This window comes from Nocardioides dokdonensis FR1436 (genome assembly GCF_001653335.1).
GTDB classification, from domain to species: Bacteria; Actinomycetota; Actinomycetes; order Propionibacteriales; family Nocardioidaceae; genus Nocardioides; species Nocardioides dokdonensis.
On the sequence record NZ_CP015079.1, the window covers coordinates 4,315,282 to 4,341,176 of the forward strand.

Annotated in this window: 27 protein-coding genes and 1 pseudogene; 17 read left to right on the forward strand and 11 right to left on the reverse strand. The window is 69.3% G+C overall.

The features are described 5' to 3' along the window. Positions 1–12 precede the first annotated feature (12 nt). Entirely contained in the window at positions 13–741 is a 729-nt protein-coding gene (locus I601_RS20290; protein ID WP_084527906.1) for a vitamin K epoxide reductase family protein, read from the reverse strand. A gap of 42 nt (positions 742–783) precedes the next feature. Then, positions 784–1,446, reverse strand: a complete 663-nt coding sequence (locus I601_RS20295; RefSeq protein ID WP_068113876.1) for a DsbA family protein — start codon at positions 1,444–1,446, stop codon at positions 784–786. Positions 1,447–1,546: 100 nt separating this feature from the next. Between I601_RS20295 and I601_RS20300 the strand changes: the two genes are divergently transcribed. From I601_RS20300 to I601_RS20310, 3 genes are all read left to right on the forward strand, one after another. Next, positions 1,547–2,422, forward strand: coding sequence for a class I SAM-dependent methyltransferase (locus I601_RS20300; RefSeq protein WP_084527910.1), 876 nt, complete (start codon positions 1,547–1,549; stop codon positions 2,420–2,422). Between the two features lie 177 nt (positions 2,423–2,599). Next, complete coding sequence (locus I601_RS20305) at positions 2,600–3,061, forward strand: hypothetical protein (RefSeq protein WP_068113884.1); 462 nt, start codon at positions 2,600–2,602, stop codon at positions 3,059–3,061. After that, complete coding sequence (locus I601_RS20310; protein WP_068113887.1) at positions 3,058–4,407, forward strand: hypothetical protein; 1,350 nt, start codon at positions 3,058–3,060, stop codon at positions 4,405–4,407. The genes I601_RS20305 and I601_RS20310 overlap by 4 nt, the downstream gene beginning before the upstream one ends. A gap of 813 nt (positions 4,408–5,220) precedes the next feature. Here the strand turns inward: I601_RS20310 and I601_RS20315 are convergent. Then, positions 5,221–5,634: a DUF3817 domain-containing protein gene (locus I601_RS20315; protein WP_084527912.1), complete on the reverse strand. Its 414-nt coding sequence runs from the start codon at positions 5,632–5,634 to the stop codon at positions 5,221–5,223. A 299-nt stretch (positions 5,635–5,933) separates the two neighbouring features. Between I601_RS20315 and I601_RS20955 the strand changes: the two genes are divergently transcribed. The 3 genes from I601_RS20955 to I601_RS20330 all read left to right on the forward strand — a co-directional run bounded on the left by I601_RS20955 (position 5,934) and on the right by I601_RS20330 (position 7,453). Then, positions 5,934–6,623 carry a M15 family metallopeptidase gene (locus I601_RS20955; protein WP_218917719.1) on the forward strand — a complete coding sequence of 230 codons (690 nt, stop codon included), beginning with the start codon at positions 5,934–5,936 and terminating at the stop codon, positions 6,621–6,623. A gap of 43 nt (positions 6,624–6,666) precedes the next feature. After that, positions 6,667–6,885, forward strand: a complete 219-nt coding sequence (locus tag I601_RS20325) for a hypothetical protein (RefSeq protein WP_068113892.1) — start codon at positions 6,667–6,669, stop codon at positions 6,883–6,885. Between the two features lie 64 nt (positions 6,886–6,949). Further along, the gene (locus tag I601_RS20330) at positions 6,950–7,453 is read left to right on the forward strand and encodes a DUF3093 domain-containing protein (RefSeq protein ID WP_068113897.1); all 504 of its coding nucleotides are present in this window, start codon (positions 6,950–6,952) and stop codon (positions 7,451–7,453) included. 224 nt (positions 7,454–7,677) lie between these two features. Here the strand turns inward: I601_RS20330 and I601_RS20335 are convergent, their stop codons facing one another. The 3 genes from I601_RS20335 to I601_RS20345 all read right to left on the reverse strand — a co-directional run bounded on the left by I601_RS20335 (position 7,678) and on the right by I601_RS20345 (position 9,536). Continuing rightward, positions 7,678–8,229 (reverse strand): hypothetical protein, encoded by a 552-nt coding sequence (locus tag I601_RS20335; RefSeq protein ID WP_237089498.1) that lies wholly within the window; start codon positions 8,227–8,229, stop codon positions 7,678–7,680. A 167-nt stretch (positions 8,230–8,396) separates the two neighbouring features. Beyond that, on the reverse strand, positions 8,397–8,972 hold the full coding sequence (locus I601_RS20340) for a DUF305 domain-containing protein (RefSeq protein ID WP_068113904.1): 576 nt from the start codon (positions 8,970–8,972) through the stop codon (positions 8,397–8,399). Positions 8,973–9,050: 78 nt separating this feature from the next. Continuing rightward, positions 9,051–9,536 carry a DUF6153 family protein gene (locus I601_RS20345; protein WP_157520373.1) on the reverse strand — a complete coding sequence of 162 codons (486 nt, stop codon included), beginning with the start codon at positions 9,534–9,536 and terminating at the stop codon, positions 9,051–9,053. Between the two features lie 61 nt (positions 9,537–9,597). Between I601_RS20345 and I601_RS21875 the strand changes: the two genes are divergently transcribed. Then, positions 9,598–9,726 carry a hypothetical protein gene (locus I601_RS21875; RefSeq protein ID WP_257734204.1) on the forward strand — a complete coding sequence of 43 codons (129 nt, stop codon included), beginning with the start codon at positions 9,598–9,600 and terminating at the stop codon, positions 9,724–9,726. A gap of 228 nt (positions 9,727–9,954) precedes the next feature. Here I601_RS21875 and I601_RS20350 read toward each other — a convergent pair whose 3' ends face one another. Continuing rightward, positions 9,955–11,505, reverse strand: coding sequence for a DHA2 family efflux MFS transporter permease subunit (locus I601_RS20350; RefSeq protein WP_068113908.1), 1,551 nt, complete (start codon positions 11,503–11,505; stop codon positions 9,955–9,957). Positions 11,506–11,536: 31 nt separating this feature from the next. Beyond that, positions 11,537–13,801, reverse strand: a complete 2,265-nt coding sequence (locus I601_RS20355; RefSeq protein WP_084527916.1) for an MMPL family transporter — start codon at positions 13,799–13,801, stop codon at positions 11,537–11,539. Between the two features lie 73 nt (positions 13,802–13,874). On the opposite strand from I601_RS20355, the gene I601_RS20360 reads away from it, so the two are divergent. The 4 genes from I601_RS20360 (at position 13,875) to I601_RS20375 (ending at position 17,674) form a co-directional block, all read left to right on the forward strand. Beyond that, on the forward strand, positions 13,875–14,276 hold the full coding sequence (locus I601_RS20360) for an ArsR/SmtB family transcription factor (protein WP_084527919.1): 402 nt from the start codon (positions 13,875–13,877) through the stop codon (positions 14,274–14,276). Then, positions 14,273–16,243 (forward strand): heavy metal translocating P-type ATPase, encoded by a 1,971-nt coding sequence (locus tag I601_RS20365; protein WP_068113917.1) that lies wholly within the window; start codon positions 14,273–14,275, stop codon positions 16,241–16,243. The genes I601_RS20360 and I601_RS20365 overlap by 4 nt, the downstream gene beginning before the upstream one ends. After that, on the forward strand, positions 16,240–16,782 hold the full coding sequence (gene lspA / locus I601_RS20370; protein WP_068113923.1) for a signal peptidase II: 543 nt from the start codon (positions 16,240–16,242) through the stop codon (positions 16,780–16,782). The genes I601_RS20365 and lspA overlap by 4 nt, the downstream gene beginning before the upstream one ends. A gap of 301 nt (positions 16,783–17,083) precedes the next feature. Next, a complete protein-coding gene (locus I601_RS20375) occupies positions 17,084–17,674 on the forward strand; it encodes a cadmium resistance transporter (protein ID WP_068113926.1) in 591 nt (196 codons plus the stop codon). A gap of 171 nt (positions 17,675–17,845) precedes the next feature. Here I601_RS20375 and lnt read toward each other — a convergent pair whose 3' ends face one another. Both lnt and I601_RS20385 read right to left on the reverse strand, forming a co-directional pair. Next, positions 17,846–19,489, reverse strand: coding sequence for an apolipoprotein N-acyltransferase (gene lnt, locus I601_RS20380; protein ID WP_237089499.1), 1,644 nt, complete (start codon positions 19,487–19,489; stop codon positions 17,846–17,848). A 4-nt stretch (positions 19,490–19,493) separates the two neighbouring features. Next, positions 19,494–19,934 carry a TlpA family protein disulfide reductase gene (locus tag I601_RS20385; RefSeq protein ID WP_237089650.1) on the reverse strand — a complete coding sequence of 147 codons (441 nt, stop codon included), beginning with the start codon at positions 19,932–19,934 and terminating at the stop codon, positions 19,494–19,496. Positions 19,935–20,236: 302 nt separating this feature from the next. On the opposite strand from I601_RS20385, the gene I601_RS20390 reads away from it, so the two are divergent. The 6 genes from I601_RS20390 to I601_RS20410 all read left to right on the forward strand — a co-directional run bounded on the left by I601_RS20390 (position 20,237) and on the right by I601_RS20410 (position 24,751). Further along, positions 20,237–20,818 carry a TlpA family protein disulfide reductase gene (locus I601_RS20390; protein WP_169834731.1) on the forward strand — a complete coding sequence of 194 codons (582 nt, stop codon included), beginning with the start codon at positions 20,237–20,239 and terminating at the stop codon, positions 20,816–20,818. Beyond that, on the forward strand, positions 20,815–22,419 hold the full coding sequence (gene resB, locus I601_RS20395) for a cytochrome c biogenesis protein ResB (RefSeq protein WP_068113940.1): 1,605 nt from the start codon (positions 20,815–20,817) through the stop codon (positions 22,417–22,419). Before I601_RS20390 ends, resB begins: the two co-directional genes overlap by 4 nt. Further along, the gene (gene ccsB / locus I601_RS20400) at positions 22,416–23,339 is read left to right on the forward strand and encodes a c-type cytochrome biogenesis protein CcsB (protein ID WP_068113942.1); all 924 of its coding nucleotides are present in this window, start codon (positions 22,416–22,418) and stop codon (positions 23,337–23,339) included. The genes resB and ccsB overlap by 4 nt, the downstream gene beginning before the upstream one ends. Positions 23,340–23,437: 98 nt before the next feature. Further along, positions 23,438–24,268 (forward strand): cytochrome c biogenesis CcdA family protein, encoded by an 831-nt coding sequence (locus I601_RS20405; protein WP_068113948.1) that lies wholly within the window; start codon positions 23,438–23,440, stop codon positions 24,266–24,268. Between the two features lie 48 nt (positions 24,269–24,316). Then, a complete protein-coding gene (locus I601_RS21280; RefSeq protein ID WP_157520376.1) occupies positions 24,317–24,457 on the forward strand; it encodes a hypothetical protein in 141 nt (46 codons plus the stop codon). Positions 24,458–24,478: 21 nt separating this feature from the next. After that, entirely contained in the window at positions 24,479–24,751 is a 273-nt protein-coding gene (locus I601_RS20410) for a hypothetical protein (protein ID WP_157520379.1), read from the forward strand. A 372-nt stretch (positions 24,752–25,123) separates the two neighbouring features. Here I601_RS20410 and istB read toward each other — a convergent pair. Further along, positions 25,124–25,890: pseudogene (gene istB / locus I601_RS22020) on the reverse strand (IS21-like element helper ATPase IstB). Positions 25,891–25,895 lie beyond the last annotated feature (5 nt).

The following is a 25,895-nucleotide window of genomic DNA, read 5'->3' on the forward strand; positions in this document are numbered from 1 at the left end:
GTCATGTCGCGCTCAGACCAGGGTCGACCAGTAGTACCAGAACCGGTCTGCGATCAGGCCCAGCGCGACCACGACCGCCGTCGTCAGCACCACCAGGTGCCACTGCGCAGCCACCCGCACCACCCGGCTCCCGCCGACCTTCGCGCCGAACATCCCGGTGGTGGCGTTGCGAAGCGTGACGTAGCCGAACAGCGGCAGCATCACCGTCCACACGACCATGCAGTAAGGGCACAAGGCGCCGATCCGGTACAGGCTCTGGAAGATCAGCCATCCCACGAACACCAACCCGAAGGTGACACCGGCCTGCAGCCCCAGCCAGTACCAGCGGGCCAGCCGGGCGCCCGCCAGCAGCGCGGCGCCCGTGGCGGCAACCACCGGGAACGCCGCCACCCCGAGCAACGGATTCGGGAACCCGAAAGCCTCGGCCTGCGCTGTCTGCATCACCGACCCGCAGCTGAGCACCGGGTTCAGGCTGCACGAGGGCGTGTAGCTCGGGTCGGTCAGTAGCGCGATCTTTTCCACCGCCAGCACGAACGCCGCCGTGAAACCGACGACGCCCCCCACGAGCATCAGCCACGCCAGAGCACGATCCGACACGGGACGAGCCCCGAGCGACCGCCCCCTCGCCGTGTCATCCGTCGGCTGGCCGGTCGTCTGGTTCGTGTCCCGGCCAATCTGTGTCTCGGCGACAACTGCGCTGCAGTTGGTGACTGCCGGGTCGGTGACCGCTGCGTCCGGCATGGTCTTCCCCGATGCTGGTCTCACGCGCCCCTCACTCCCCACTCACTGGTTGAGGGCGTCGTCGATCGCGGTGTTGAAGTCCTCGGCCGAGGTCGGCTCGAACAGCTCGCCGTTGAGGTAGAACGTCGGGGTCCCCTGGACTCCGAGGTCGGTGCCGTCGGCGACGTCGCGCTGAACCCGGTCCGCCACCTCGTCAGAGGCGTAGTCGGCGTCGTACTGGTCCATGTCCAGGCCGATCTCGACGGCGTACTCGCGAAAGAGGTCGTCCAAGGGCTCCTGCTGCTCACCCCAGGAGGATTGGGTCCCGAACATCCGCTGGTACATCTCCTCGAACTTGCCCTGCCTCGCCGCCGACTCCACCGCGCGGGCGGCGCGCTCGGAGTTGAAGTGCCCGGGCAGTGGGAAGTAGCGAGCCACGAACGTCACCTCGCCGGCGTACTCCTCGCGGAGGTCCTCGATGATCGGATAGGCGGCCCCGCAGGCTTCGCACTCGAAGTCCAGGAACTCCACGAGCACCACATCACTGGAGCCCTCCTCACCCATGATGCGGCTGTCCTCGCGCACCAGCCGCGGATCAGCAGCACCACCGGGGGCGTCCGAGCCGGGCTCGGCCGCATCGTCACGACCGGCCCAGAACAGCAGGCCACCGATCGCGATCACGAACGCCCCGGCAATCAGCAGGGCCACTCTCACCTGGGTACTCACGCGCACGTCCTCGACTCGACACCAACTACTATGCTGCATCGTAGTGGATGGGTAGGTGGCCGCGCCGCCTCGGCCTGGTGCACGACAAGAGACAACAGTGATGGAACCGGCGATGGAGCGGGCAATGGAGCCAGACAACTCACCCATGATCAGGGCCTGGGAGGGCGAAGTCGGGCAACTCTGGGTCACCGAGCAAGCCCGTTACGAGCGCATGCATGCACCCTTCGGCAGCACCCTCCTCGCCGCCGCTCAACTGCGTCCCGGTATGCGCGTCCTCGACGCCGGCTGTGGCATGGGTGATCGCACCATCGACGCCGCCACCACGGTCGGACCACATGGCAAGGTCGTCGGTGTCGACGTCGCCAGCCCTATGCTGCAGGTCGCTCAACACAGGGCCGTCGAGCTCGGCCTCGACAACGCACGCTTCATCCGCGCCGACGTCCAGACCACCGAGGACCTCGGCTTCGAGGAGTTCGACCTCGCACTCAGCCAGTTCGGTGTGATGTTCTTCGCCGACCCCTACGCTGCTTTCGCCAACCTGTGCACCGCGCTCCACCCGGGCGGTCGGCTGGTGTTCACCTGCTGGCAGGACCTAACCCATCAGCAGCACCTGATGGTTCCGTTGACTGCGGCACTCGAGCACGTGCCGACACCCGAGTTCACCGCCGACAACTGGTCCTATGCCGCCTTCTCGCTGGCCGACCCCACCCGCACCCAGGCGCTGCTGGCCAAGGCCGGATTCGCCGACGTCGAGGTCCAGCCGACCGTGGCGCCGATGTACCAGGGCGCGGACCTGAGCGACGCCCTGCGGTTCCTGCGACAAAGTGAGTTCGGCGACGCTGTGTTCGGAGGTGCCGGCCCGGCCGCCACCGTCCAGGGTTGGGAGGCGGTCGCCACCGCCCTTGCCCCGTACGTGCGCGAGGACGGCGTGTTCCTCGACGGCGCCGCTTGGCTGGTCACCGCGACCCGAACTTGACCGAACCCCCGCCCTCCCCAAGCACGCGTACCGTCGAACGCGTCCGGTGCGGCGCCCCGTCCAAGCGGCATTGTCCTATGCGGCATAGTAGATCTGCGTCGCCGTCTCCCACGCTGACGCCGTGGGGCTTGGAGGCGACGTCACGACCGGTCCCCCGGCCACCCAGAAGGAGACTTCATGCGTAACGCGCGCCTGATCGCGGCCGTCCTGACCACCGTGCTGGCTCTCAGCGCCTGCTCCGGCGGTGACGATGAATCAACCGCCGATGCGCCGGAGGTCACCGCGAAGGCCTCCGACGACTCAGGCAGCGGGTCCCCCGAGGAGTCGCCCTCAACCTCGCCCCCCCAGTCGGCGTTACCCACAGAGGAGGCGCCGGCCGGACCGACCATCGAGGTGCGCATCGAGGGCGACAAGGTCGCCCCCAACGCGGAAGAGCTCTCACTCGCCGTCAACGAGACGCTGGTGTGGAACATCACCTCCGACCGCGCCGGCGAGTTGCACGTGCACTCCAAGCCCGAGCAGTTCGTCGAGTTCGGCGAGGGTGAGACGCGCGCCGAGATGACCGTCGAGACCCCCGGAAGCGTCGAGGTCGAGGACCACGAGACCAGCGCGGTCGTCGCGATCCTGGAAGTGCGTTGACCAACATCTCCGCCCACGGGCTCGGCGGCGCAGACGACCTGCCGATCCCGGCCAATCTCGCGATCGTCGGCGGCACCGCGGCCCTGACGATCTCGTTCGCCGTCTTGCTCCTGGCCTGGCGCAAAGCACGGTTCGACACAGCCAGCCACGAGCTGCTGGTCCCGCCACCGATCGCCCGAGTCCTCGACGGTCCCGCGTTGAAGATCGCGCTGCGAACCCTCGGTCTGCTCTTCCTCGTGTTCATGCTCTGGCCCGCCGTCCTCGGCCCCAACGACCTGACCAACCCCGTCTTCGGCGTCGCCTACGCTTGGCTCTGGGTCGGCCTCGTCCCCGTGTCGCTGCTGTTCGGTTCCGCCTACCGTGCGGTCAACCCCGTCCGCACGCTCCTGGAGCTCCTCGACAAGGCCGTCGGCCGCGCCCACAGCGACAGACACAGTGACGGAGAGGGTGAAGCGCTCCGGCCCTACCCGCCGTGGCTCGGATACTGGCCCGCCAGCCTCGGGCTCTTCGCGTTCGTCTGGCTTGAACTCGTCTCACCCGACGGAACCGACCTCGACTTCGTCCGCCTCTGGTTCGCCCTCTACGCCGCAGCCATGCTCGTCGGATGGGCCGTCTTCGGCACCACCTGGATCTCCCGTGCCGACCCCTTCGAGGTCTACTCCACCCTCGTCGGACACCTCTCCCCATGGAGCCGGAACCCTGCTGGGAGGCTCGTCCTCGTCAGCCCGTTGCGCAACCTCGCCCGCATCACCCCCGAAGCCGGGCTGGTCGCCGTCGTCGCCGTACTACTCGGCAGCACCGCCTACGACAGCTGGAGCAACTCGGGCACCTGGATCCGGTTCGTCCAGTCCAACACCATCGACGGCACCCGCCTCGGCACCGGCCTGATGCTGCTGATCATCCTGGTCGTCGGCATCACCTTCACCGCCGCCTGCATGGCCACCGGCGTCGACCCACAGGGAACCCCGCGCCGTGAGCTGCCCCGACGGCTGGCCCACGCGATCGTGCCGATCATCGTCGGGTACATGATCGCCCACTACCTCTCCTTCCTCGTCGAGTACGGCCAACAGACGCTGATCCTGATCAGCGATCCCGGCGGCACCGGCGCGAACCTGTTCGGCACCGCAGACCTGGAGATCAACTACTGGCTCTCCCAGAACCCCTCGGCCCTGGCCAGCATCAAGGTCCTCGCCATCGTCACTGGCCACGTCCTCGGCGTCATCGCGGCACACGACCGGTCCCTCACCCTGCTCGCACGCCGCCACCTCATCACCGGCCAGCTCGCGCTGCTGTTCGCCATGGTCGGCTACACCTTCATGGGCCTCTACCTCCTCTTCGGCGCATAACAGAGCCATGACAGACCCACAGATCAGGCCAGCACGAACCCGGGCCGAGCCGCCTGGCCAAGTGAACGGGGTGCCCACGGTCCGCAGCGGCCGAAGATGGTGGGCGGTGGTCCTGCTCCTACCGCTGGCCACCGCATGGGCGATCGCGCTCACCTCGTCGGCCGCGGCCGACAACGCCTCGGACCCAAGCGCCGCCGTCGATCGACACCAACCTGTCGCCCAGAGCCCTGACACCCAAACCCCTAGGAAAGGCGGCACATCCCCCAACGACACGTCCCCCAACGAAGACGATGACCCTCCACCACCGTCACCGGAAGAGCCGCGCGAGAGTGGAGACTCTGGAGGATCAACGACTTCGACGATCGTGATAGGGCTCCTCACCGCACTCTTGACGCTCGGATTCGTCGGGTGGCTGTCGCGAGCCCGTCGCAGCAGCTCCGACACAGGGTGACCCCGGCGCCGACGACACGTCGATCGGTGGCCGCAGCCGCGGGTCTCGGCGTCGTCCTCGTCGCCGGCCTTGCCGTCGCCGTCTCACTCAAACCGGCGGGGCCGGCGTGGTTCTCCGCGGCCGGGTTGCCCCCGACTCCGGGTCCCTGACGTGCTGGTGTCTGCCAGCCGGGCGCCGTGCGCGCGACCTCACGGCCACTACGACGATCGGCCTCCTGATGGTCGCGTTGTCGTCTCGGGCAGAGAAGAGCGAACGACTCGCCGGCTACTCCGGCTCCGCGTCCGGGCCGCTCGGGGTGCCGCGGGCTGGCCGCCGCCTGGCTCGTCGCGGGCCTGCGTCCTGGTGCTCTGGTGGCCCGGTGGCTATCGGGGCGGCCCTGGCCGGGCAGAGGAGGATGCCCAGTCGCCGTCGAGGTGGCCGCGCCTGGCCACATACTGCTCGAAGGGCCACGTGAAGGCCGGGGGAATGCTCACCAGCAGGCCAGCCAGGAGCAGCCGCCAGGACCATCCGAACCTGCGGGCAGCCACGATGGTCACCAGGACATAGGCGATGAACGCGACTCCGTGCAGCGGGCCGAACACCCGTACGCCCAGATCGTCGTCGGCGACCACGTACTTGAACGCCATGCCGAGCAGCAGCCCGATCCAGGTCGCCGCCTCGACCCGGGCCGCGACCTGGAACGCCGGCCCGACCCACGCGCCCCGGGTGCCGGTTCTTACGGTTGGACCGGGGTCGGCTGGACTCAGGGTGACCTCCGGTCCGGAAGATCTAGGCATTTGGTCCTCACTCCTCACCACTTCTACTATTTCGTATAGTAGAAGTCCGGTCGCGACACGACGCGACCAGGGTCCTGAGTGAGGAGTCATGCCACGTGCCAGCTGATCCACAGCACAGGGCAACGGCGCGCGCACCCAGGTCCCCCACACCCCGCGGACGACGGCGAGCGGACACACCAACCCGATCACGCATTACCAACACCGACACCAACACCGTCGGTCGACACCGTGCCGCCCCCGGCACCAGCCACCATTCGGGCCGACGCCTCACACTCTCCGCCGCGCTGGCCCTGGCCGCCGTGGCCGGCCCCATCGCGTGGGCCATCGACCTGATCGGCCCCAGCACTCCGGGACCAACATCTGCCGCCAGCGGCGCGACGCCACCGGCTGAGCCTGAGCCCCGAGCCGACGACGCCACCCGCCCCGGCGTCGTCACGAGCAGCAGTAGCCAGAAGAAGGACCGACGTACCAACCGGCGACCACCCGTGAGCCGCGGCTCCATCAGCAGAGCCGCAGCCCAGCCACCGCTCCCGGACTGGCTCGCCACCTGCGACACCACCCCCGCTGAGACCAGCGAACCCAACGGCCTCATCGCCGACAGCAACCTCTGCGAACTCCCCACCGACGGACTCCACCTCCGCGGCGACGCAGCCCAGGCCTGGTGGCGCCTCTCCGAGAGCTACCACCGTGAGTTCGACGAGCCGCTCTGCATGACAGACGCCTACCGGAGCCTCGACGCCCAACAACGCCTCAGCGCGGCCAAGCCCGGGCTGGCCGCTCGCCCCGGCACCAGCAACCACGGCTGGGGAGTGGCCATCGACCTGTGCGGCGGCGCCGAGAGCTTCGGCACCGACGAGTACACCTGGCTCCTGGCCAACGCCATCGACACCGGCTGGACCAATCCAACCTGGGCCCAGCAGGGCGGCTCCAAACCCGAACCCTGGCACTGGGAATACAGCGCGGGCGCCGAGGACCCCAACCCGCCGTGACACACCGGCATGGCGACATCAGAACCCAACAAGAGGCATCGCAATGGACCAACCCCGCTACGCCAAGACACCGCGGCGACGCATCCTGGCGCTCGGCATCCCGCCCGCCGTGGCCATGATGACCCTGGGCGGCTACTGGACCCTGCTCGCATGGGGCGTGGTCGGCAACCAACCCGAGTCCCGGACGCTCGGCGCCGTCGGCCCGATCATCGCCGGCTTCGGCGTCGCCCTCGCCTACGTCTGCATCCGCCCGAGGCGCTAACCACCCACCTTCACCGTGCGCCTTCACAGGTGCCCGGACAGAGCGCAACGAGAGGCAGGCTGCTGTGCACCGCCAGACGAGCGGCTACCACGAGCGGCTGCGGGTACCCCCGCGCTGGTGGATTCAGTGGACGCTCATGGTCGCCAGCTTCTGGGTCGCCATGATCGTCGCCGTCCCGGAAGCCCTCGCCTGGGGGATCACGACGATCCTGATGGTCCTCCTGACAGCCCTGCTCCACGCCTACGGGTCGGCCAGGATCGTCGTAACCGACGAATGGCTGCACGCGGGGCGAGCCCGAATCCAGCTCCACTACCTCGGCCCGACTCAGGTGCTCGACGCACCCGACATGCGGTCGATCGCCGGCCCCGAAGCCAACGCCCGCGCCTACCTCCTCCTGCGCCCCTACATCCGAACGGGGGTACGGATCGCGATCGAGGACCCAAACGATCCCACCCCGTACTGGCTGGTCAGCTCCCGCCGACCCACACTGCTCGCAGCAGCGTTGAACGCCGCCGCCAGCGACACGAAGGCCATGACCGACCCTGAGCACGGGGCAAAGCCCCACTGACCGGCTGGGGGTCTGCCCCCGGCTTGGTTCACACTCGGGGGTGTGTGTCGATCAGAGCGCGTCTGCGGCCGCGTAGACAAGCTCAACCTCGACCGGGGTGTGACCTTGGCCAGGGCGGCCCCCGCTGGCGGCGGCCAGCAGTTGTCTCCGGTTCGATCCAGGTGACGATCGCGAGGCGAAGCCCCCCGCGCGTGTCCCACGGTTGGGTGTCGAGCACGGGTGTCTCACGGCATGCGCAACACGATCACCTGATCGGGCTCCAGGCGGAGGTCCTTGGGGTCGCCGGCGACGGGTGCTCCGTTGCTGGTGACATGCAGCTGCTGGCCGTCCTGTGCCCTCACCCCGCCGATCTGCGTCGAGGTCAACGTGACTCCCCACTGGGTGAACAGCTGACCCAGCGTGAAGGTCTCACCGGCGGTGTCGGCCTCGATGTGGATCGTCCCGTCGGTCTCGTGGGTGTGAACCGCTGACATCGCTCCGGTGGTGGGGTCGACGCCGATGTTGGCCGGTATTGGCACGTCCTTGCCGTCGATGATGATCCGCAACCGGGGGTGGTAGTGCTCGGCCGTTCCCATGGGTCCCAGGTCCAGGCCCGCACTGGCGACCCGAGCGGGTACGTCGGCCGGTGCTGGCCACGGGGGCATCGAGGTTCCGTCCGGTTCAACCGATCCGCCTGATTCTTCGGCCTGACCAGATGCGTCGTCGTTCGCGGGGTCGCTGCCGCAGCCCAGAAGCAAGCCGAGCAGCAGAACACCGACCCCCGTGCCGGCGGACAACCGGCGAAGTACTGATCTGTGGGGCGCTTTAGCCGGTGACATGTGGGTTCCTTCCAATGGAGAGGCGCGGCGACGTGGGGCGGCCATCGAGTACTCGTTCGTTCCGACCCGGCGTGACCCGCACGAGGTGCGCGCGGGCCACGCCAGAGTGGATACCTCGGCGGCATTCAGGACCCGAGGAGGTCCTCCATCTGGGCGATCTCGGTGGTCTGATCGGCCTCGATCTTCTCGGCAAGCGCGATGGCATCGGGGTTCTCGCCGTTCTGCTGCTCGGTCTGCGCCATCTCGATGGCACCAGTGTGGTGCTCGATCATCATGGTGAGGAACATCTGGTCGAACTCGGCGCCGGAAGCGGTACCGAGACTCTCCATGTCGGCATCAGTCATCATTCCGGACATGTCGCTGCCGGAGTGATCCATCCCGCCCTCGGAGTCGGGCGAGGCCTCTTGACCCCAGTCCTCGAGCCATCCGGTCATGGTGTCGATCTCGGGGCCCTGAGCGGCCTCGATCTTGTCGGCGAGCTGCTTCACCTCGGTGCTGGCGGCGCGCTCCTGAGCCATTTCGGCCATCTCCATGGCCTGTTCGTGATGGGCGATCATCGACTGGGCGAATTTCACGTCGGCGTTGTTGAACTGCGCGCCGGTGCTATCGGTCGAATCCTTGGAATCGGTGTCGCTGCCGCAGCCGGCGACGGTCAATGCTGCCACGACGGCAAACGCGGCGGACATGAGTGTTCTCTTCATAGGTGTATCTCCTGAGTGGTCTGTCGAATGAGGGCATGCGGAGCCAGCGGAGCCACCACAGGGGTGCTCCGCAGCTGCTCAGCAGCGCTGAATCGACAGCTCGATCAGGGATCGCGTGTCGGGATCCCGCCCACGAGGGACGATCGCTCGCGTAGGTCGAGGCAGCGCCCACACCACTGGTGCTAACCGCACCCGACGGAGGAGCCGCAGCAGGGCGAGCAGCGCGGCGCCGAGGATGGCCAGGCACATGGCGCCCATCGCCATGCCACCGTGACCTGACCCGGTGACAACCTCGAGCAGGTCCTCTGCCTGGTTGCCGGCCGTCAGCCCAGCGTCCGACACGATGCCCGTGGGGATCGCGGCAAGGTCGGAGGCGTCCATGCCCATCGAGGACGCCGGCATGAGCCCTGGCGAAGCTGTCTGCATGCTCATGCCCTCGGCGTCGTGACCACCGGTCTGACCGCTGAGTCCGTGCATGCCGAACAGACCTGCGAGCACCAGGAGCAGTCCGGCCAACCGCAGCGCAGGATCCACTGACGCCGCGACTGGCACGGGAAGGCTCACGCTCCGAGGGTATCGACCACGTGCTTCACGCCATGCGCGGCGGCTCTCGAGGCTACGCGACATGACCGGGTTCGGGCTGAAGTCCGTCGGCGACATTGAACGCGCGATCAGTCACGTGGAGGACCACGTCGACGATCTCGCGGTCGCTGAAACCGTGCAAGCCGCAGCGCCTCGATTTGCCCGGCGGTGATCGTGGAGAGCTCGCGATAGACCCGTGCCCCGTCGGTGAGCATCGCGGCATAGCCGGGGATCCAACGACTTCCCGCAAAGCGTCAACTCGGCAGCCGATCTCCAGCGCCCGGGCCCCGGAGTGCGCTCCCCGAGCCGCCGCGTGGTCGGGATCTCGACGCCACGCTGGAGGACACGGTTTGGCGGGGCTGGTGACCATGAAGGTCCCCACGTTGTTCATCAGCATCGGTTAGCCCTCCCTGGCCTCGGGGACGGTGGTCGCGCGTGGCGAGCGACGGTCATGATCGCCACCGGCGGTGGGTCTGCCGGGTAGGAGCAGCGCGGTGAGTAAAGCGCTGAGCCCGGCGGTGATCGCTGCGGCTATCAGGACCAGGGACATGCCGTGCAGGTAGGCGGCATGTGCGCTGGAGGCGAGGGCCGGGTCACCGAGGCGGGTGGCGGCGGCGAGGGCGCCGGCGATGGATTCGCGGGCGGTTTCCGCTGCCTCGGGCGGCAGGCCGGCGGTGTTCAGTCGTCCGGAGTAGCCCTCAGACAGCAGGCTGCCGAGCAGGGCGACGCCGAGGGCACCACCTGTCTGGCGCAGGGTCATGGTGATCGCGGTACCGGACCCGGCTTGCTCGGTAGGAAGAGCGTCGAGGACGGCGTCCATGGCGGGCGCGAGCGCCACCCCGATCCCGAGTCCCGCTGTGGCGAGCCAGGCTGCGACGAACCCGTAGCTGGACTGCAGATCGGTGAACGCGCCGATTGCCACACCTGCTGCGAGCACCGCCAGGCCGGCTGAGACCGGCACTCGGTAGCCGGCGCGCGCGGCGAGCCGCTCCCCGGCCGGGGCGCCGACGACCAGTCCGCCGATCAGCGGGAGCAGCCGGATACCGGTGCCGAGGGCGTCGTGGCCGGCGACGAACTGGAGGTACTGCGGGACGACGAACAGCAGGCCGAGCATGCCGAACGTGACCAGGACGCCGGCGATGCTGGCCCACAGGAACTGGGGCTGGGCGAACAGGTGCAGGTCGATCATCGGGTCGCGTACCCGCAGCTCCCAGGCCACGAAGCCCGTCAGCACCACCACTCCGGCACCGATTGGGCCGATGGTGACCGGATCCGACCAGCCCCGACCTGGGGCCTCGATCACCCCGTAGACGAGCGAGGTGAGCCCGGCCGTGGAGAGCACCGCTCCCAGGACGTCGGGGCGGCGTGGCGCCGGGTCGCGCGACTCCGGAAGCAGGACCGCGATGGCGATCGCGCCGATGATCGCGATCGGTACGTTGATCAGGAAGATGGAGCCCCACCAGAAGTGCTCGAGCAGGTAGCCGCCGATGATCGGCCCGAGCGGGATGCCGATTCCGAGCCCCATGACCAGGAATGAGACCGCCTTGCCGCGTTCGGCTGGGCCGAAGAGGGCGGCGAGGACGGCGAAGGCGACCGGCAGCATGATGGCCGCGCCCAGCCCCATGACGCCGCGTGCGGCGATCACCAAGGCGGCGGCGCCGGCCCAGGCTGCAGCGGCCGAGGAGATCCCGAACAGGCCGAGTCCGATCAGGAGCAGCCTTTTTCGGCCGTGCCGGTCACCGAGCGCTCCGCAGGTGAGCATCAGGCCGGCGATCACCAGGACGTAGGCGTTGACCATCCATTGCAAGGCGTCGGTGCCGACCTCCAGCTCGGTGGCGATGGTCGGCAGGGCGACGTTCATGATGGTGATGTCGAAGCCGAGGGTCAGGACGGCCAGGCCGAGGGCGGCCAGCGCCCACCAGCGCCGCGGATCGTCGTAGGTAGTCGTCATGATGTTTCTCCTGTCCGGGTGGCGGAGTGGGTCAGTCGGTGAGGCCGAGGCGGTTGTGAAGGCGCCGTAGCGGCGCGGGGGCCCACCAGTTGGCCTCGCCGGCCAGCCGCATGATGGCGGGGACGAGCAGGCCGCGGACGATGGTGGCGTCGAGGACGACGGCGAGGGTGAGGCCGACGCCGATCACCTTCAGGGCCGTGAGGTTCGAGGCGGCCAGCGCCAGGAAGACGGTGACCAGAATGGCGGCCGCGGCGGTGATCAGCCCCCCGGTGCGTTGCAGCCCTTGGGCCACGGCTTCGGTGGTGGTGGCGCCGTTGCGGTGGGCCTCGGTGATCCTGGACAGCAGGAAGACCTCGTAGTCCATCGACAGGCCGAAGGCGATGCAGAAGACCAGGACCGGCAACGTGGTTTCCAGGGTGCCGGTCGGGGTGAAGTCGCCGACCAGCCAGCGCAGATGACCCTCCTGGAACACATAGACCAGGGCTCCGAAGGTGGCGCTGAGGCTGAGCAGGTTGGTCACGATCGCCTTCACCGGGATCAGCAGCGACCCGGTGAACAGGAACAGCAGGACGAAGGTGGACAACGCGATCACGCCCAGCGCCCACGGCAGCCGGTCGGCGATGGTGTCGGTGGCATCGACCAGGGTGGCCGCGGAGCCGCCAACCAGCACCGCCCCCGGTGCCGGCTGGTCGCGGATGTCGCGCACGACGCCGCGGGCGTCGGCGGGGTCGGTGGCCGACGGGGTGACGGCCACCCAGGTCCCGGCCGCGGATGTGTAGCGGGCGTTCAGAACCTCTGCTTGTTGGCCGGTCGTAGCAGTCGTTTGCCCCTCGACGTACTGGCCGGTGGCCGTCTCCACGGTCGCCACCCCGGGCAGGGTTGAGAGCCGGGCGGCGTACTCGTCCAGCTCGTCCTCACCAACCGGCGTGGCGTCGCCTCCGGGCATCACCACGGTGATCGGGTCCTCGGCCGCGCTGGGGAAGTCCCGTGCCAGCCGTTCGGCTGTCTCGGCCACGGGGTGGTCGGCGGGAAGGGTCCGGTGGTCCAGCAGCCCGAACCGCACGCCGGCGAACGGCAGCACCAGCAGGATGAGCACGGCGCTGACCGAACCCAGGACCAGCACGGGGCGGCGCATCACCAGGGCAGCGATCCGGTGCCAGGTCAGCCGGTCCTCCCCCACCCGGGCGCGGCGCCGGGTCATCCGCCGGCGGACCGGGGCGAACAGGTCGGCCCGGTCGAGCCGGTGCCCGACAAGGGCAAGCATCGCCGGGATCAGGACCACCGCGGTGAGGGCGGCCAGCGCGGTGACCGCGATCCCGGCGTAGCCCAGCGAACGCAGGAACGGCATCGGAAACAACAGCAGCGCCGACAGCGACAGCGCCACCGTGATCGCCGAGAACACCACCGTGCGGCCCGCGGTGCGCACGGCGACAACCACAGCGGAGTCGACGGTGCGGCCGGCGCGGCGCTCCTCACGGAACCGGGTGACCAGGAACAGGCTGTAGTCCACCGCCAGCCCGAACCCCAGAGCGGTGGTCAGGTTCAACGCGTAGGACGACATCGTGGTGGCCTCGGCCAGCAGCCCCAACACGGCCAGGGTGCCGACCACCGCACCGGCACCCACCAGCAGCGGCAGACCGGCCGCCACCGCGGAGCCGAAGACCAGCAGCAGCACCAGCAGGGTGATCGGCAAGGTCACCATCTCCGCGGAGACCAGGTCACTCTCGGCCTGCTCGTCGACCGCCAGACCCACCGCGGCGGACCCGGTGGCACTCACCCGCAACGATCCTGAGTCCTCCCCGAGGTCGCCGAGGATCCTCGCCGCGGTCTCCTGCGCGGCATGCTCGCCGCCGGTCAGCTGCAGCCCGATCAGCGCGGACCGCCCGTCGTCCGCGCGCAACGACGGGTCCGGCCTCGCCCAGTAGGAGTGCACCCCGCCCACACCGGGCGACTCGGCCAGCTGCCCGGTGAGCTCACGCCCCGACTCCACACCTGCCGCAGAGTCGACGGTGCCGGTGCCCACCTCGGCGACCAGGATCAGGTTCGGCGGCCCGCCGGGGAACTGCTTGGTCAGCAGCTCGGCCGCGCGTTGCGACTCTGCCGAGGGGTCCAGGTAGGCACCGGAGGTCAGCTTGTCTCCGGCATCCCGCCCGGCCACGCCGGCCAGAATCATGAGCAGCAGCGCCGCCAACAGCACCAGTCCGCGGCGACGGAGCAACAACCGCAGGAGTGGACCCGCCTCCGCCTCCGGCTCGCGCTTCCCGCTCCGCTCGTGGTGCACCGCCGTCGTCGCCATAATAGGACCCTTCAAGATTTGGCCGCTGTCAGCGGAACTGGCCGATCAATAGATCGCACGCTATCATCGGCCTATGGCAATGACAACGGCTAACGCCGACCCGGCGCTGCGGCGCGGAGCGGCCCTGTTCCACGGACTCGCGGACCGCAACCGGCTGGCGATCGTCCGACAGCTCGCCCACGGCGAGCGGCGGGTAGTGGACCTCACCGAGGCCCTCGGGGTGGCACAAGGCACGGTTTCAGGCCACCTCGCCTGCCTGCGCGACTGCGGCCTGATCGTCGGCCGACCCGAGGGCCGGCAGATGTTCTACTCCATCGCTCACCCCGAGCTGATGGACCTGCTCGGTGCGGCCGAGAAGCTGCTCGCCCTGACCGGCGAGGCCGTCGACCTGTGCCCGAACTACGGCCTAGACGACATCCCCACCGACACAGACACGGGGACCACCCCCACCACGACTGAGGAAGTGGCACCGTGACGGACGCCTGCGGCTGCGGCCACGACGAAGCGCGAAACGACGACGGCGAGCTGGAGGAGCACGAGCCGGAACGGCTCTGGGAGGTCAACGAGCTGCGCTTCGCCGCTGCCGCCGGGGTCTTCCTGATCGCCGGGTTCCTCGCGGGTCTCAACGACAGCCCCGATTGGGCGGTCACGAGCCTCAACGGGATCGCCTTGGCGCTAGGGGCCTGGACCTTCGTGCCCAGCACCTTGAAGCGGCTGGCCAAGGGCAAGATCGGCGTCGGCACGCTGATGACGATTGCGGCCGTCGGCGCGGTCATCCTCGGCGAGGTAGCCGAGGCCGCCGCACTCGCATTCCTCTACTCCATTAGCGAGGGCCTCGAGGAGTACGCCGTGGCCCGCACCCGCCGCGGCCTGCGCGCCCTGCTCTCCCTGGTCCCGGCCGAGGCCACCATCCTCCGCGACGGCACCCAGGTCACCGTTGCCCCCGCAGACCTCGCGATCGGCGACCTGTTCCTAGTCCGGCCCGGCGAACGCGTGGCCACCGACGGCGTCATCCGCGCCGGGCGCACCGCCCTGGACGTCTCCGCCCTCACCGGGGAGTCCGTACCGGTCGAGGCCGGCCCAGGCGACGCCGTCTACGCCGGCTCCATCAACGGAACCGGCGTCCTCGAGGTCGAGGTCACCACCACAGCCGAGGACAACTCCCTGGCCCGGATCGTCAACATCGTCGAGGCCGAGCAGTCCCGCAAGGGCAACGCCCAGAGGCTCGCCGACCGGATCGCCAAACCCCTGGTGCCCGGGATCATGGTCCTCGCCGCCGTCATCGCGATCACCGGCAGCCTGCTCGGCGACCCGGCGACCTGGATCGAACGCGCCCTGGTCGTCCTGGTCGCCGCGTCCCCGTGCGCGCTGGCGATCTCCGTGCCGGTCACCGTGGTCGCCGCGATCGGCGCCGCCAGCCGCATCGGTGCCCTGGTCAAGGGCGGAGCCGCCCTTGAGTCCCTCGGCCGGATCCGTGCGGTCGCCCTGGACAAGACCGGCACCCTGACCCGCAACCAACCCTCCGTCGTCGAGGTCGCCACCGCCCCCGGCCACACTCGCGAGCAGGTCCTCGACATCGCCGCCGCCCTGGAGTCCCGCAGCGAGCACCCCCTGGCCCGCGCGATCCTGGCCGCCGTCACCGACCATCGCGACGCCCAAGACGTCGAGGCCGTCACCGGCGCCGGCCTCACCGGAACCATCGACGGCCGCCCGGCTCGCCTGGGACGGCCCGGCTGGATCCCCGCCGGCGAGCTCTCCGAGCCCGTCACCGCCATGCAGGAAGCGGGCGCTACAGCGGTCCTCATCGAGTACGACGGGGCCGTGATCGGCGCCGTCGCCGTCCGCGACGACCTGCGCCCCGAGGCAGCCGAGGTGGTCGCCCGCCTCCGCGCCAGCGGCTACCAGGTCGCCATGCTCACCGGCGACAACGAACGCACCGCCGCCGCCCTAGCCGACCAGGCCGGCATCACTGACGTTCACGCCGAGCTCCGACCCGAGGACAAGTCGGCCATCATCCACCGGCTACGCGAGGACCGGCCGACCGCGATGGTCGGCGACGGCGTCAACGACGCCCCCGCTCTGGCCACCGCCGACGTCGGCATCGCGATGGGGGCGATGGGCAGCGACGTGGCGATCGAGACCGCCGACGTCGCCCTCATGGGCGAAGACCTGCGCCACCTGCCGCACACCCTGACCCACGCCCGCCGGGCACGGTCGATCATGCTGCAGAACGTCGGCCTCTCCCTCGTGCTGATCGCCATCCTGATCCCGCTGGCCGCCCTCGGCGTACTCGGGCTCGCCGCGGTGGTCCTGGTCCACGAGGTCGCTGAGATCTTCGTGATCGGCAACGGCGTCCGCGCCGGCCGCGTCCGCCCACTTCCCCCAGCACCAACGGCCACTCCCACAGCGGCTACGGTGCCGGCGAAAGCCGGGGCCAGGTGACCGGCCGTCCCAGCAAGACCGCGACACCTGCCAGAAGGAGTCGCGCCACGGTCCTGCTAACAGCTGCAACTATTGCCGCGATCGACCTGGCCGCGAAGGCCGCATCCGAGGCCCGGCTGGCCGACTCCTCGGTCGACCTCGGACTGATCCAACTGCAGCTGGCCTACAACTCCGGCGTGGCGTTCAGCATGGGCGACAGGCTTCCCGTCGGCGTGATTGTGGCCATCACCGCCGCCATCGCCGTCGCCATCATGGTGTACGCATGGCGTAGGGCCCCGCACGCCGGATGGGTCGAGCGGATCGCCGGAGGCGCCGTGATCGGCGGCGCCCTCGCGAACGTCGTAGACCGCGCCCGCGACGGCCGGGTCACCGACTACCTGCACACCGGCTGGTGGCCCACCTTCAACCTCGCCGACACCTTCCTGGTCACCGGCTTCATCGTGATCGCCTTGCTGCACGCTCGCGCCGAACGCACGACGGATGCCCCGCAGCCGGTGGAGGACCGCCCAGCCACCCCGGCGCCCACCAACGAGCCATGACAGACATTCAATGACGACCGAACTGCCTCGCTGAGCAGCCGCAGACTGCGACTGGCCAGCCTTGTCTTCGTGCGAACACCCCTCCCCGAGTTCGTCTCGCTCAGCCTGGGCCACAGGAGCGCGGCCGGCGAAAGCAGAGGGGTCTCGGGTTTAAGGCGGGCCAGTTCATCGCGCTCAGTGGCCGGGCACCTGCCGTGCGCCGGCTAACTGGACTCTGCGGTCGCAGCCAGCGAACACCCGCAGTCCTCTCGAGACGAGCGACCAAGAGCGTCGACACCGAAGAAGTGAAGGAGACACGGACTTGATCACCTCCGCATTGCAGGCGATTGGCCTGTTCCTGGTCACCAACATCGACGACATCATCGTTCTCTCCCTGTTTTTTGCGCGCGGAGCCGGCCAACGCGGCACCACCACCAGGATCGTTGTCGGGCAGTACCTGGGGTTCGGTGGGATCCTCCTGGCCTCTGTCGCGGTGACCTTCGGTGCCGGGCTGTTCCTTCCCGACGACGCCATCCCGTACTTCGGTCTCATTCCGCTGCTCTTGGGTATCTATGCCGCCTGGCAGGTCTGGCGCAACGGGGACGATGACGACGACAAGTTCGCTGACAAGCCCATCAGCGCGCTGGCGGTGGCCGCAGTCACCTTCGCCAACGGCGGAGACAACATCGGGGTCTACGTGCCAGTGTTTCTTGCGGTCGGCACCGGTGCTCTCGTGGCCTACTGCGTCGTTTTCCTGGCCCTGGTCGCCGTCCTTGTCCTGGCCGCCAAGTTCGTGGCCACCCGTAAGCCCATCGCAGAGGTCCTGGAGCGTTGGGAGCACATCTTGTTCCCACTCGTCCTCATCGTGCTGGGCATCGTCATCCTGATCGAGGGCGGCGCCTTCGGCCTGTGAACACCCGGCGAGCCAAGCCTGCCGCCGAGGACTGGATCATGCGGCCGCCCTCCCCGTGCTAGGTGAACAGTTGCGGGTCAGGCCCAGCCGACTCATCTCGTCGCGACGCCCCGCCCGGGACCGATCGGCATGTCGCCCCTGGCCCAGTGCAAGGAACCTAGCTTTCGCCCGCTACAGGGGCGCACGCCATCCGCCACGTCGACGCAGCCTGAGTCTGCATCCGGCGGCCGCCGCGATCGCCGTGATCGCCGTGATGACAGCGATGACACCTGCCAGGGACAGGACCTGTCGGACCAGCGAGCCGTAGCGCACGGCGGGCGTCTGCGCGTCGATGAGGGGGACCTGCGCGACCGCGATATCGGTTGTCCGGGGTGCTAGCTGGTCGCGGACGGTGCCGTCCGGACCGATGACGCCGCTGATGCCGTTGGTGGAGGCGACCACCACGGTGCGGCCGGTCTCCATGGCACGAGCCCGGCTGATGGTGAACTGCTGCTGCAGCTGTGCGGTTCCGGTGAAGGTGGCATTGCTGGTCTGCACGGTTACCATCTGGCCGCCGTTCTCGATCTGGGCGGTGACGGAGTCGTCGAAGGCCACGTCGAAGCAGATCAGGTCCGCGACGCGGGTGCCGGCGATGTCGAGCGGCCGGGTGCGGGTGCCGGCGATCATGTCGCGCGGGATCATGTCCAGGCGCCCGATCTTGAGTTCGGAGAGCTGGCTGCGAAACGGCACGTACTCGCCGAAGGGCACCGGGTGGCGTTTGGTGTAGCGCTCCTCGGTCGAGCCGTCTGGCAGCCAGACAAGCCCCTGGTTGAGCACGGCGTCCGGGCGAGGACCGTCGACGATGGCGCCTACCAGCACCGGCACTCCGATCGCCGTCACGGCCCGGGTGATCCCTGCGTTGGTCTGGGCGTCGCGGAACGGGTCGACGGCGGTGGAGTTCTCCGGCCACAGCACGAAGTCGGGCCGCGGGACGGCACCGGATCGCACCCGCTGGGCGAGGTCGACGGTGGCCCGGACGTGGTTCTCGGTCACCTGCTCATGGACGGCGACCAGATCGTTCCCGGCGCCGGGCACATCGCCTTGAACCGTCGCGACCGTCACGGTCGGTCGGTCGGCTTCCCAGGAGGATGTCAACGACTCGGGCCTGAACAGGACCGGCAAGGAACCGACCAGGAGTGCGGCAACGATGGCCACGACCGCTCGCGCGGGGCGCGCCTTGCCCTCACGGAGGATCCAGGCGAGCGTGGCGCCGGTCAGGGCGACCAGGAAGCTGACGCCGGCGGCGCCGACCCAGGGCAGCCACAGGGCGAACGGGGTGTCCACAGTGGCCCAGGCCAGCCGGGTCCACGGGAAGCCGCCGAGCGGCCAGGCCGACATCGCGGCCTCGACCGTCACCCACACGCATGCGGTCCACCACGGCCATCCGCGCAGCCGAGACACGAGCACGATGCCGACCGCCGCGAGGGCGTAGTAGGCGGCGACGACAGGGCTGAGTAGCAGCCAGGCGTCGGTGCCTACGGCCCGCATCCATGCCGTCAATGCAAGCGTGAAGCCGAGCCCGAACAATAACCCGAGGAAGGACGCCTGACGCAGGGACACCCGCTGGAGCAAGAGCACCAGCGCGGCGACCGCCAATGGTAGTAGCCAGCGCTGCTCCCACGGAGCGCTGGCTCCCGCGGCGGCAACACCGGCGAGCGATGCCGCCATGAGCCGCGCGAGCAGGTTGCGGCGCCGAGGCCGGCGGACGGTCGAGGGAGCCGTCTCGCCAGTTGCGGTCGCGCGGGTCGGAAGAGGAGTCCGGGGCGCGTGGGTCACGCGGTCACTCCTGCTCTGCCAGCGAGTCCAGCAGCGTGGCCAGCTCCGCGCCGGAGATCTCGCCGATAACCCGGTCCACCACCTTGCCGTCCGCGTCCAACGCGAGGGTCACCGGTAGTCCCGGGACCCGGGTGTAGCCGAGCACCACCGCGTCGACGTCGACCAACTGTGGGTACGTCACCCCCGTCCGGGCAAGGAGATCGGCCGCCGCCTCGGAGCGGTCCTGGGTGTTGATGCCGACAAACCGGACATCGGGGTTATCCCTGGCCGCTTCCGCGAGCATCGGCATCTCCTTGCGGCATGGTCCACACCATGACGCCCATAGGTTGACTACAGCTGGTCCGGCCAGCCGGGAGGCGTCCACCGCCCTCCGCTCGTTGAGACACGGCAGGTCCACCGCTGGCAGCCGGTCAGAACTCTCATCACCGGGGGCCTTGCGTTCCATCCCGGCGCAGCGATCCAGCCCGTCCACCGCGATCGGCTCGACCGGCGGAGCCGCGAAGTCCTCTACGGGGGCGTCGCTGGATGGCGCGCCGCATGCGGACAGCAGGGCCGTCGCGAGCCCCCCGACGACCGTCCATCTGAAGGCGCGTCCTCGTCGTGCGGTCGGTTGTCCCAATTGCCTGCCTGCTCTCTCGTCGCCAGTGGAGTCCCGGCGGGGGAAACGCGGTAACTGCTATGTAGGGTAGTAGTTGCCCTATGGCGCGATGGCGCGCCCCGGTGGAAGCCCGTGGAAGGAGCACTGCCTTGAAGAGCCGCCGAAGGGGCCGCGCCCGCGCCGCGGCCGTCCTTGTCGTGGCGACCCTTGGACTCTCGGCGTGCACGACGGGCCCAGGCACGCCGACGGCCACCGACGGCGTTGTCGAGGTCATCTCCGCTGAGAACCGGCGACAGGTCGAGCCGTTTACGGGCCAGCTGCTGGACGGCGGCCGCTTCGACAGCACCGCCCTGGCCGGCAAGGTGGTCGTCTACAACGTCTGGGGCTCCTGGTGCGCGCCGTGTCGGACCGAGGCCCCCGTCCTCAAGCGAGTGTCGGAGGAATCCGAGGAGTTGGGGGTGCGGTTCGTCGGGATCAACGTGCGCGACAACGATGCCGCCGCTCGGGCGTTCGAGGACAGTTACGCTATTGAGTACCCCAGCATCACCACCGACACCTCGAGCGATGCGGTGCTCGCCTTCGGCCCGGCGCTGCCGCCCAGTGCGGTCCCCAGCACCCTGGTCGTCGACGCCGACGGTCGCCTCGCAGCTAGGATAGTCGGCCCCACGGACTACTCGACGTTGTCGACAATCGTCACCGAAACCGCCGCGGAATCGGACGCGAGCCAGTGACTGACGTCAAGACGAAGGCCACGGCGACGGAAGCCACCCAGGCGGGGATGGCGCAGGCGCAGCCGTCCTGGGGGTGGCTGCGCTGGGCCTGGCGAAACCTGACCTCGATGCGCACAGCGGTGATCCTGCTCGCGCTACTCGCGCTCGCCGCGATCCCAGGATCCCTGTTTCCGCAGCGCAACGTCGCCAGCGACCCGGCCGCGGTGATCCAGTACACCCAGGAGCATCCCCGGCTCGCGCCCTGGCTGGACCGGCTCGGGATGTTCGATGTCTACGCCTCCCCCTGGTTCGCAGCCATCTACGTCTTGCTGCTGGTCTCCATGACCGGATGCGTGCTGCCCCGATCCCGTCGACTGTGGCAGTCGGTGCGCAGCGCACCCCCGCCGGCCCCGCGCAACTTGGCCCGTCTGGAGGGCCACCGCACCTGGGAAACCACACGTGAGCCGGCCGAGATCATCGCCACCGCCGCGGCGCATCTGCGCCGCAAGGGTTTCCGCGTCGTCGCCGCCACTGACGAGGTCCGGGCCGAGCGCGGCTATCTTCGCGAGGTCGGCAACCTCGCCTTCCACCTGTCGCTGCTGGTGCTCCTGGTCGGCATCGCCGCCGGCAAGCTGATCGGGTTCGAAGGACGGGTGGCGGTCACCGAGGGCGCGACGTTCGCCAACGACCTCTCCCAGTACGACGCCTTCTCCCCCTCGGCGTGGACCGACGTAAACGACCTAGAGCCGTTGTCCTTCCGCCTGGAGGAGTTCGACGTCTCCTACCAGACCAGCGGACCCAACCTCGGTCAACCGACAGAGTTCGCCGCCCGGCTCGCCTACCGCGCCGGCAGCGGTGAGGAGCAGACCGTCACCGTCGAGCCCAACCACCCGCTCGACGTCAACGAGACCAAGTTCTTCCTCACCGGCAACGGGTACGCCCCGATTGTCACCGTGCGCGACGGGCGTGGCAAAGCTGTGTTCACCGGACCGGTGCAGTTCTTGCCGCTAGACACCAGCTACGCCTCCGACGGCGTGATCAAGGCGCCGGACGCCCAGCCGACGCAGCTGGCCTTCGAGGGCTTCTTCCTACCCACCGCCGATGTCGGGCCCCAAGGCCCCTACTCGATGTTCCCCGACGCGCTGAACCCCCAGTTGTTCCTCACTGCCTACACCGGCGACCTCGGGTTCGGCGACGGCGTCCCGCAGTCGGTGTACACCCTCGACAAGGACGAACTCACCCAGGTGCGCCGCAACGGGCAACCCTTCAGCCAAGCACTCTCGGTCGGCGAGACCATGAGGCTTCCCGGCAATCAAGGCACCCTCACCTTCGACGGCGTCTCCCGATTCGCCAACTTCCAGATCGCCTACGACCCCGGCAAGGAGATCACCCTGGTTGCGGCCATCGTCCTTCTCCTAGGGCTCACCGCCTCACTGGCCATCCGACGACGCCGGCTATGGCTGCGACTGCGACCTACCGACGAGGAGCGCGGGTCCCTGGTCGAGGTCGCCGGCTACTCCCTCACCCGCCGCGAGCCGCCCCCCAACGAGATCGAGAGCCTCGTCGCCGCGCTGCACGGCCCGCACCACTCCACCCCCGCTGCTAAGGATGCCTCCGGATGATCTTCGACGAGCAGACATTCGCCCAACTCTCCAACGGGCTGGTGTATTCGGCCATCGCCGTCTATGCGCTGGCCTTGCTCGCCTACGCCGCCGAGACTGCCGGCCAGGTCGCGGGCGCGCGGGTGGCAGGCGCCGGCACGGTGGTCGACGACGCACCCTCTCGCAGCCGCCTGCTGGGCGCGTTCGGCACGTCGCTGACCGTGCTGGCGTTCCTGCTCAACCTCGGCGGCGTGGTCACCCGGGGCCTCGCAGCCGGCCGGGCGCCGTGGGGCAACATGTACGAGTTCGTCCTCGTGTGCGCACTCGCGGCCGGAGCCGCATACCTGGCATTCCTGTCCAGGCGCCCGGTCCGCACTTTCGGCGTCTGGATCGTGGCCATCGTCCTGCTCGCCCTCGGCCTAGCCGTCACCGTCCTCTACACCCCCGCCGGCGCGCTGGTGCCGGTGCTGGACTCGTACTGGCTGGTGATCCACGTCGCCGCCGCGATCACCGCCGGCGGAGTCTTCACTCTCGGCGCTGTCGCGACCGGCCTGTTCCTGGTGCGCCACCGTCAAGAGCGACGCGGCACGGCGCAGGCGCCCAAGGGGCGCTACGCCGCCAGCCTCCCCACCACGCGCACCTTGGAGCAGGTCGCCCACACCGCCCACATCTTCGCCTTCCCAATCTGGACCTTCGCCGTGATCGCCGGCGCCATCTGGGCGGAGAACTCCTGGGGCCGCTACTGGGGCTGGGACCCCAAGGAAACCTGGGCCTTCATCACCTGGGTCTTCTACGCGGCCCATCTGCACGCCCAGGCAACCGCCGGGTGGCGCGGCGTCCGCGCCTCCTGGTTCGCCCTCGCCGGCTACGCCGCGTTCTTGTTCAACTTCTTCGGCGTCAACCTGTGGATCACCGGACTCCACTCCTACGCCGGTGTCTGACCCACGCCCACCGATCCAAGGCTCGTAGCCTAGATTCGTACTAGATCCGCCGTGGACACCGCGGCCCTCACCAGGACAGGACCGAGACCATCGTTGCCATGAGCGCCAGCGACCTGGTGATGTCCGGACCGCTCGTGGTCGCGGCACTGTTGGCGATCGCGGCCGGACTGGTGTCCTTCCTCTCGCCATGCTGCCTTCCTCTGGTGCCCGGTTACCTGTCCTACGTCGCCGGAATGTCCGGAGCGGAGAACCACCACTCCACCGACGCGTGCGCCGCCGAAACTCCCCCCGAGGGTTCCAACGCAATGAAGACCGAGGCCCGCACGACCACCCACGCGCCCGGCACTCGCCGGGTGGTCCTGGGCGCCGTCCTGTTCGTCGCCGGGTTCGCCGCAGTGTTCACCAGCTACGGCGTCCTGTTCGGCACCTTCGGTGCACTGCTGATCGCCCACCAGGAGACGCTGGTCCGCGTCCTGGGCGCTCTCACCATCGTGTTCGGACTGATGTTCACCGGCCTGTTCTGGAAGCTCCCGATCGCCAGCCGCAGCCTCCGGCTCGGCTACCGCCCGCGCGCCGGGCTGGCCGGCGCACCGCTCCTCGGGGTCATGTTCGGACTCGGCTGGACCCCGTGCATCGGCCCCACACTCGCCGCCGTTCTCACCCTGGCCACCAGCAGCGCCGGCGCCGGTCGTGGCGCTTTCCTGTCCTTCGCCTACAGCATCGGCCTGGGGATCCCGTTCATCGTGGCGGCGTTCTCGGTCTCGCGGGCGATGGACCGCCTCCAGTGGGCGCGACGCCACGCATCCACGGTGATGCTGGTGGGAGGGCTGGTGATGGTCGCGCTCGGCCTGCTCCAGGTCAGCGGTCTGTGGCTTGACCTGATGACGCGGCTCCAAGGCGTGGTCGCCAACTGGCAGACGCCGATCTGAGGTGCAGTCCCGGGAGGGCAGCCACCCGAGGACGTTGAGGAGCTGCTCGTGCCGGGCGTCGCGCACCTCGCCGAACTGGCGCGCGTGGATTACCAGGCGGGGTACCGCGCGGCGTTGAAGCGTCTGCCCGACCTCGACTGGAGCGCGCTGGCCGGCTTCGCACGTGACGGCTTCGACCTACACAAGTGAATGGCGGGGTGGGGGTCCTCCATGAGCTTCGGCGCCGCGCTAGGGAAGTCGGACGAGCACGCCCCTGCGTGGATGCCGAAGCTGGCCGACGACGTGGGGGACTTGGCGAACCCGATCGGCTTTGATCGGTGGAGTTTCCGCAGGTCGCCGCCGTGGGAACGCGGATACGGAGACGGCCTACGGGCCGGCTACGAGGCGGCGTTGCGTGCCGGGGTGCTGTCCGCCGGGCCGCCGATCCGCGGCAGCGGATCTGCCGCAGAGAGGGAGGACGCCGACCCGACGCCCACCGAATAGACGGCGAGGGGCTCCGTTGGCCCGGAACCCCTTGCGCCAGGACGCCCGTGAGGACGAACCCGCAGCTCTGATTCTACGGACCTGTCCTGGCTCATGACACCGCCCCGCCGCCGTACGGGCACCCATCGAGCAAGGAGGTTCCAATGCGTGTTGCCCTTCCGAGCCCGTTGCCGGCTGGATCGTCTCTGCACATGCCCGTCGCCGGGCGGCCGAGCGGGGGATCTGCGACCGTGACCTGCGCCTGGCCGTGTCAAGGGCCAGTAGGAACTGCCCAGTGGCGGTCATGAGACCTGCCCGCTGACGGTCACGAGAACTGCCCGGTGGTGGCCATGGGATCTGCCCACGGGGCTGCGGCCACTACCGGCCGCTCGGTTAGCTCAACGGGCTCACCCCCTGGCCGGCCAGTGCCTGGGTGAGTCGTACTGACTCACCTGAGGTTTGGCAGATGTGGGCGTGGTGCAGCAGCCGGTCGACGGTGGCGGTGGCCAGCGTCTTGGGCATCAATTCGTCGAAGCCGGCCGGGTGCAGGTTCGATGAGATCGCGACCGAGCGCTTCTCATAGGCGGCGTCGACGAGCCGGTAGAGCCCCTCGGCGGCGTCGGCTGCGACGGGCAACAGGCCGATGTCATCGACGATGACCAGGTCGGCGCGCAGGACGCGGGCGATGGCCTTGGTGACGGTGTCGTCCGCGCGGTGGCGGCGCAGCAGCACGCCGAGGTGCTCCAGGGTGAACCAGCGACCTTCAATCCGGCCTCGACGGCCTGCTGGCCGAGCGCCTCAAGCAGGAACGTCTTGCCGGTCCCCGATGGCCCGCACACGACGAGGTTCTCGCGCCGGTGCACCCATTCCAGGGTCCGCAGCGCCTGCTGGGTCGGTGCCGGGATCGAGGAGATCTCGGGCTGCCATGCATCGAAGGTCTTCCCAGTCGGGAACCCCGCCGCGGCTCGTCTGGTGGCCAGTGCGGACCGCTCCCGGCCGGCGACCTCCTCGGCAAACAGCGCCTTGAGCACCTCGGCGGGCTCCCAGCGCTGGGCCTTCGCGGTCGCCACGACCTCGGGGGCGTGGCGACGGATGTGCGGCAACCGCAGCTTCCGCAGCAGGTCCTCCAGGTCGGCGGGCAGCGGCGGCGCAGTGCTCATGGTCG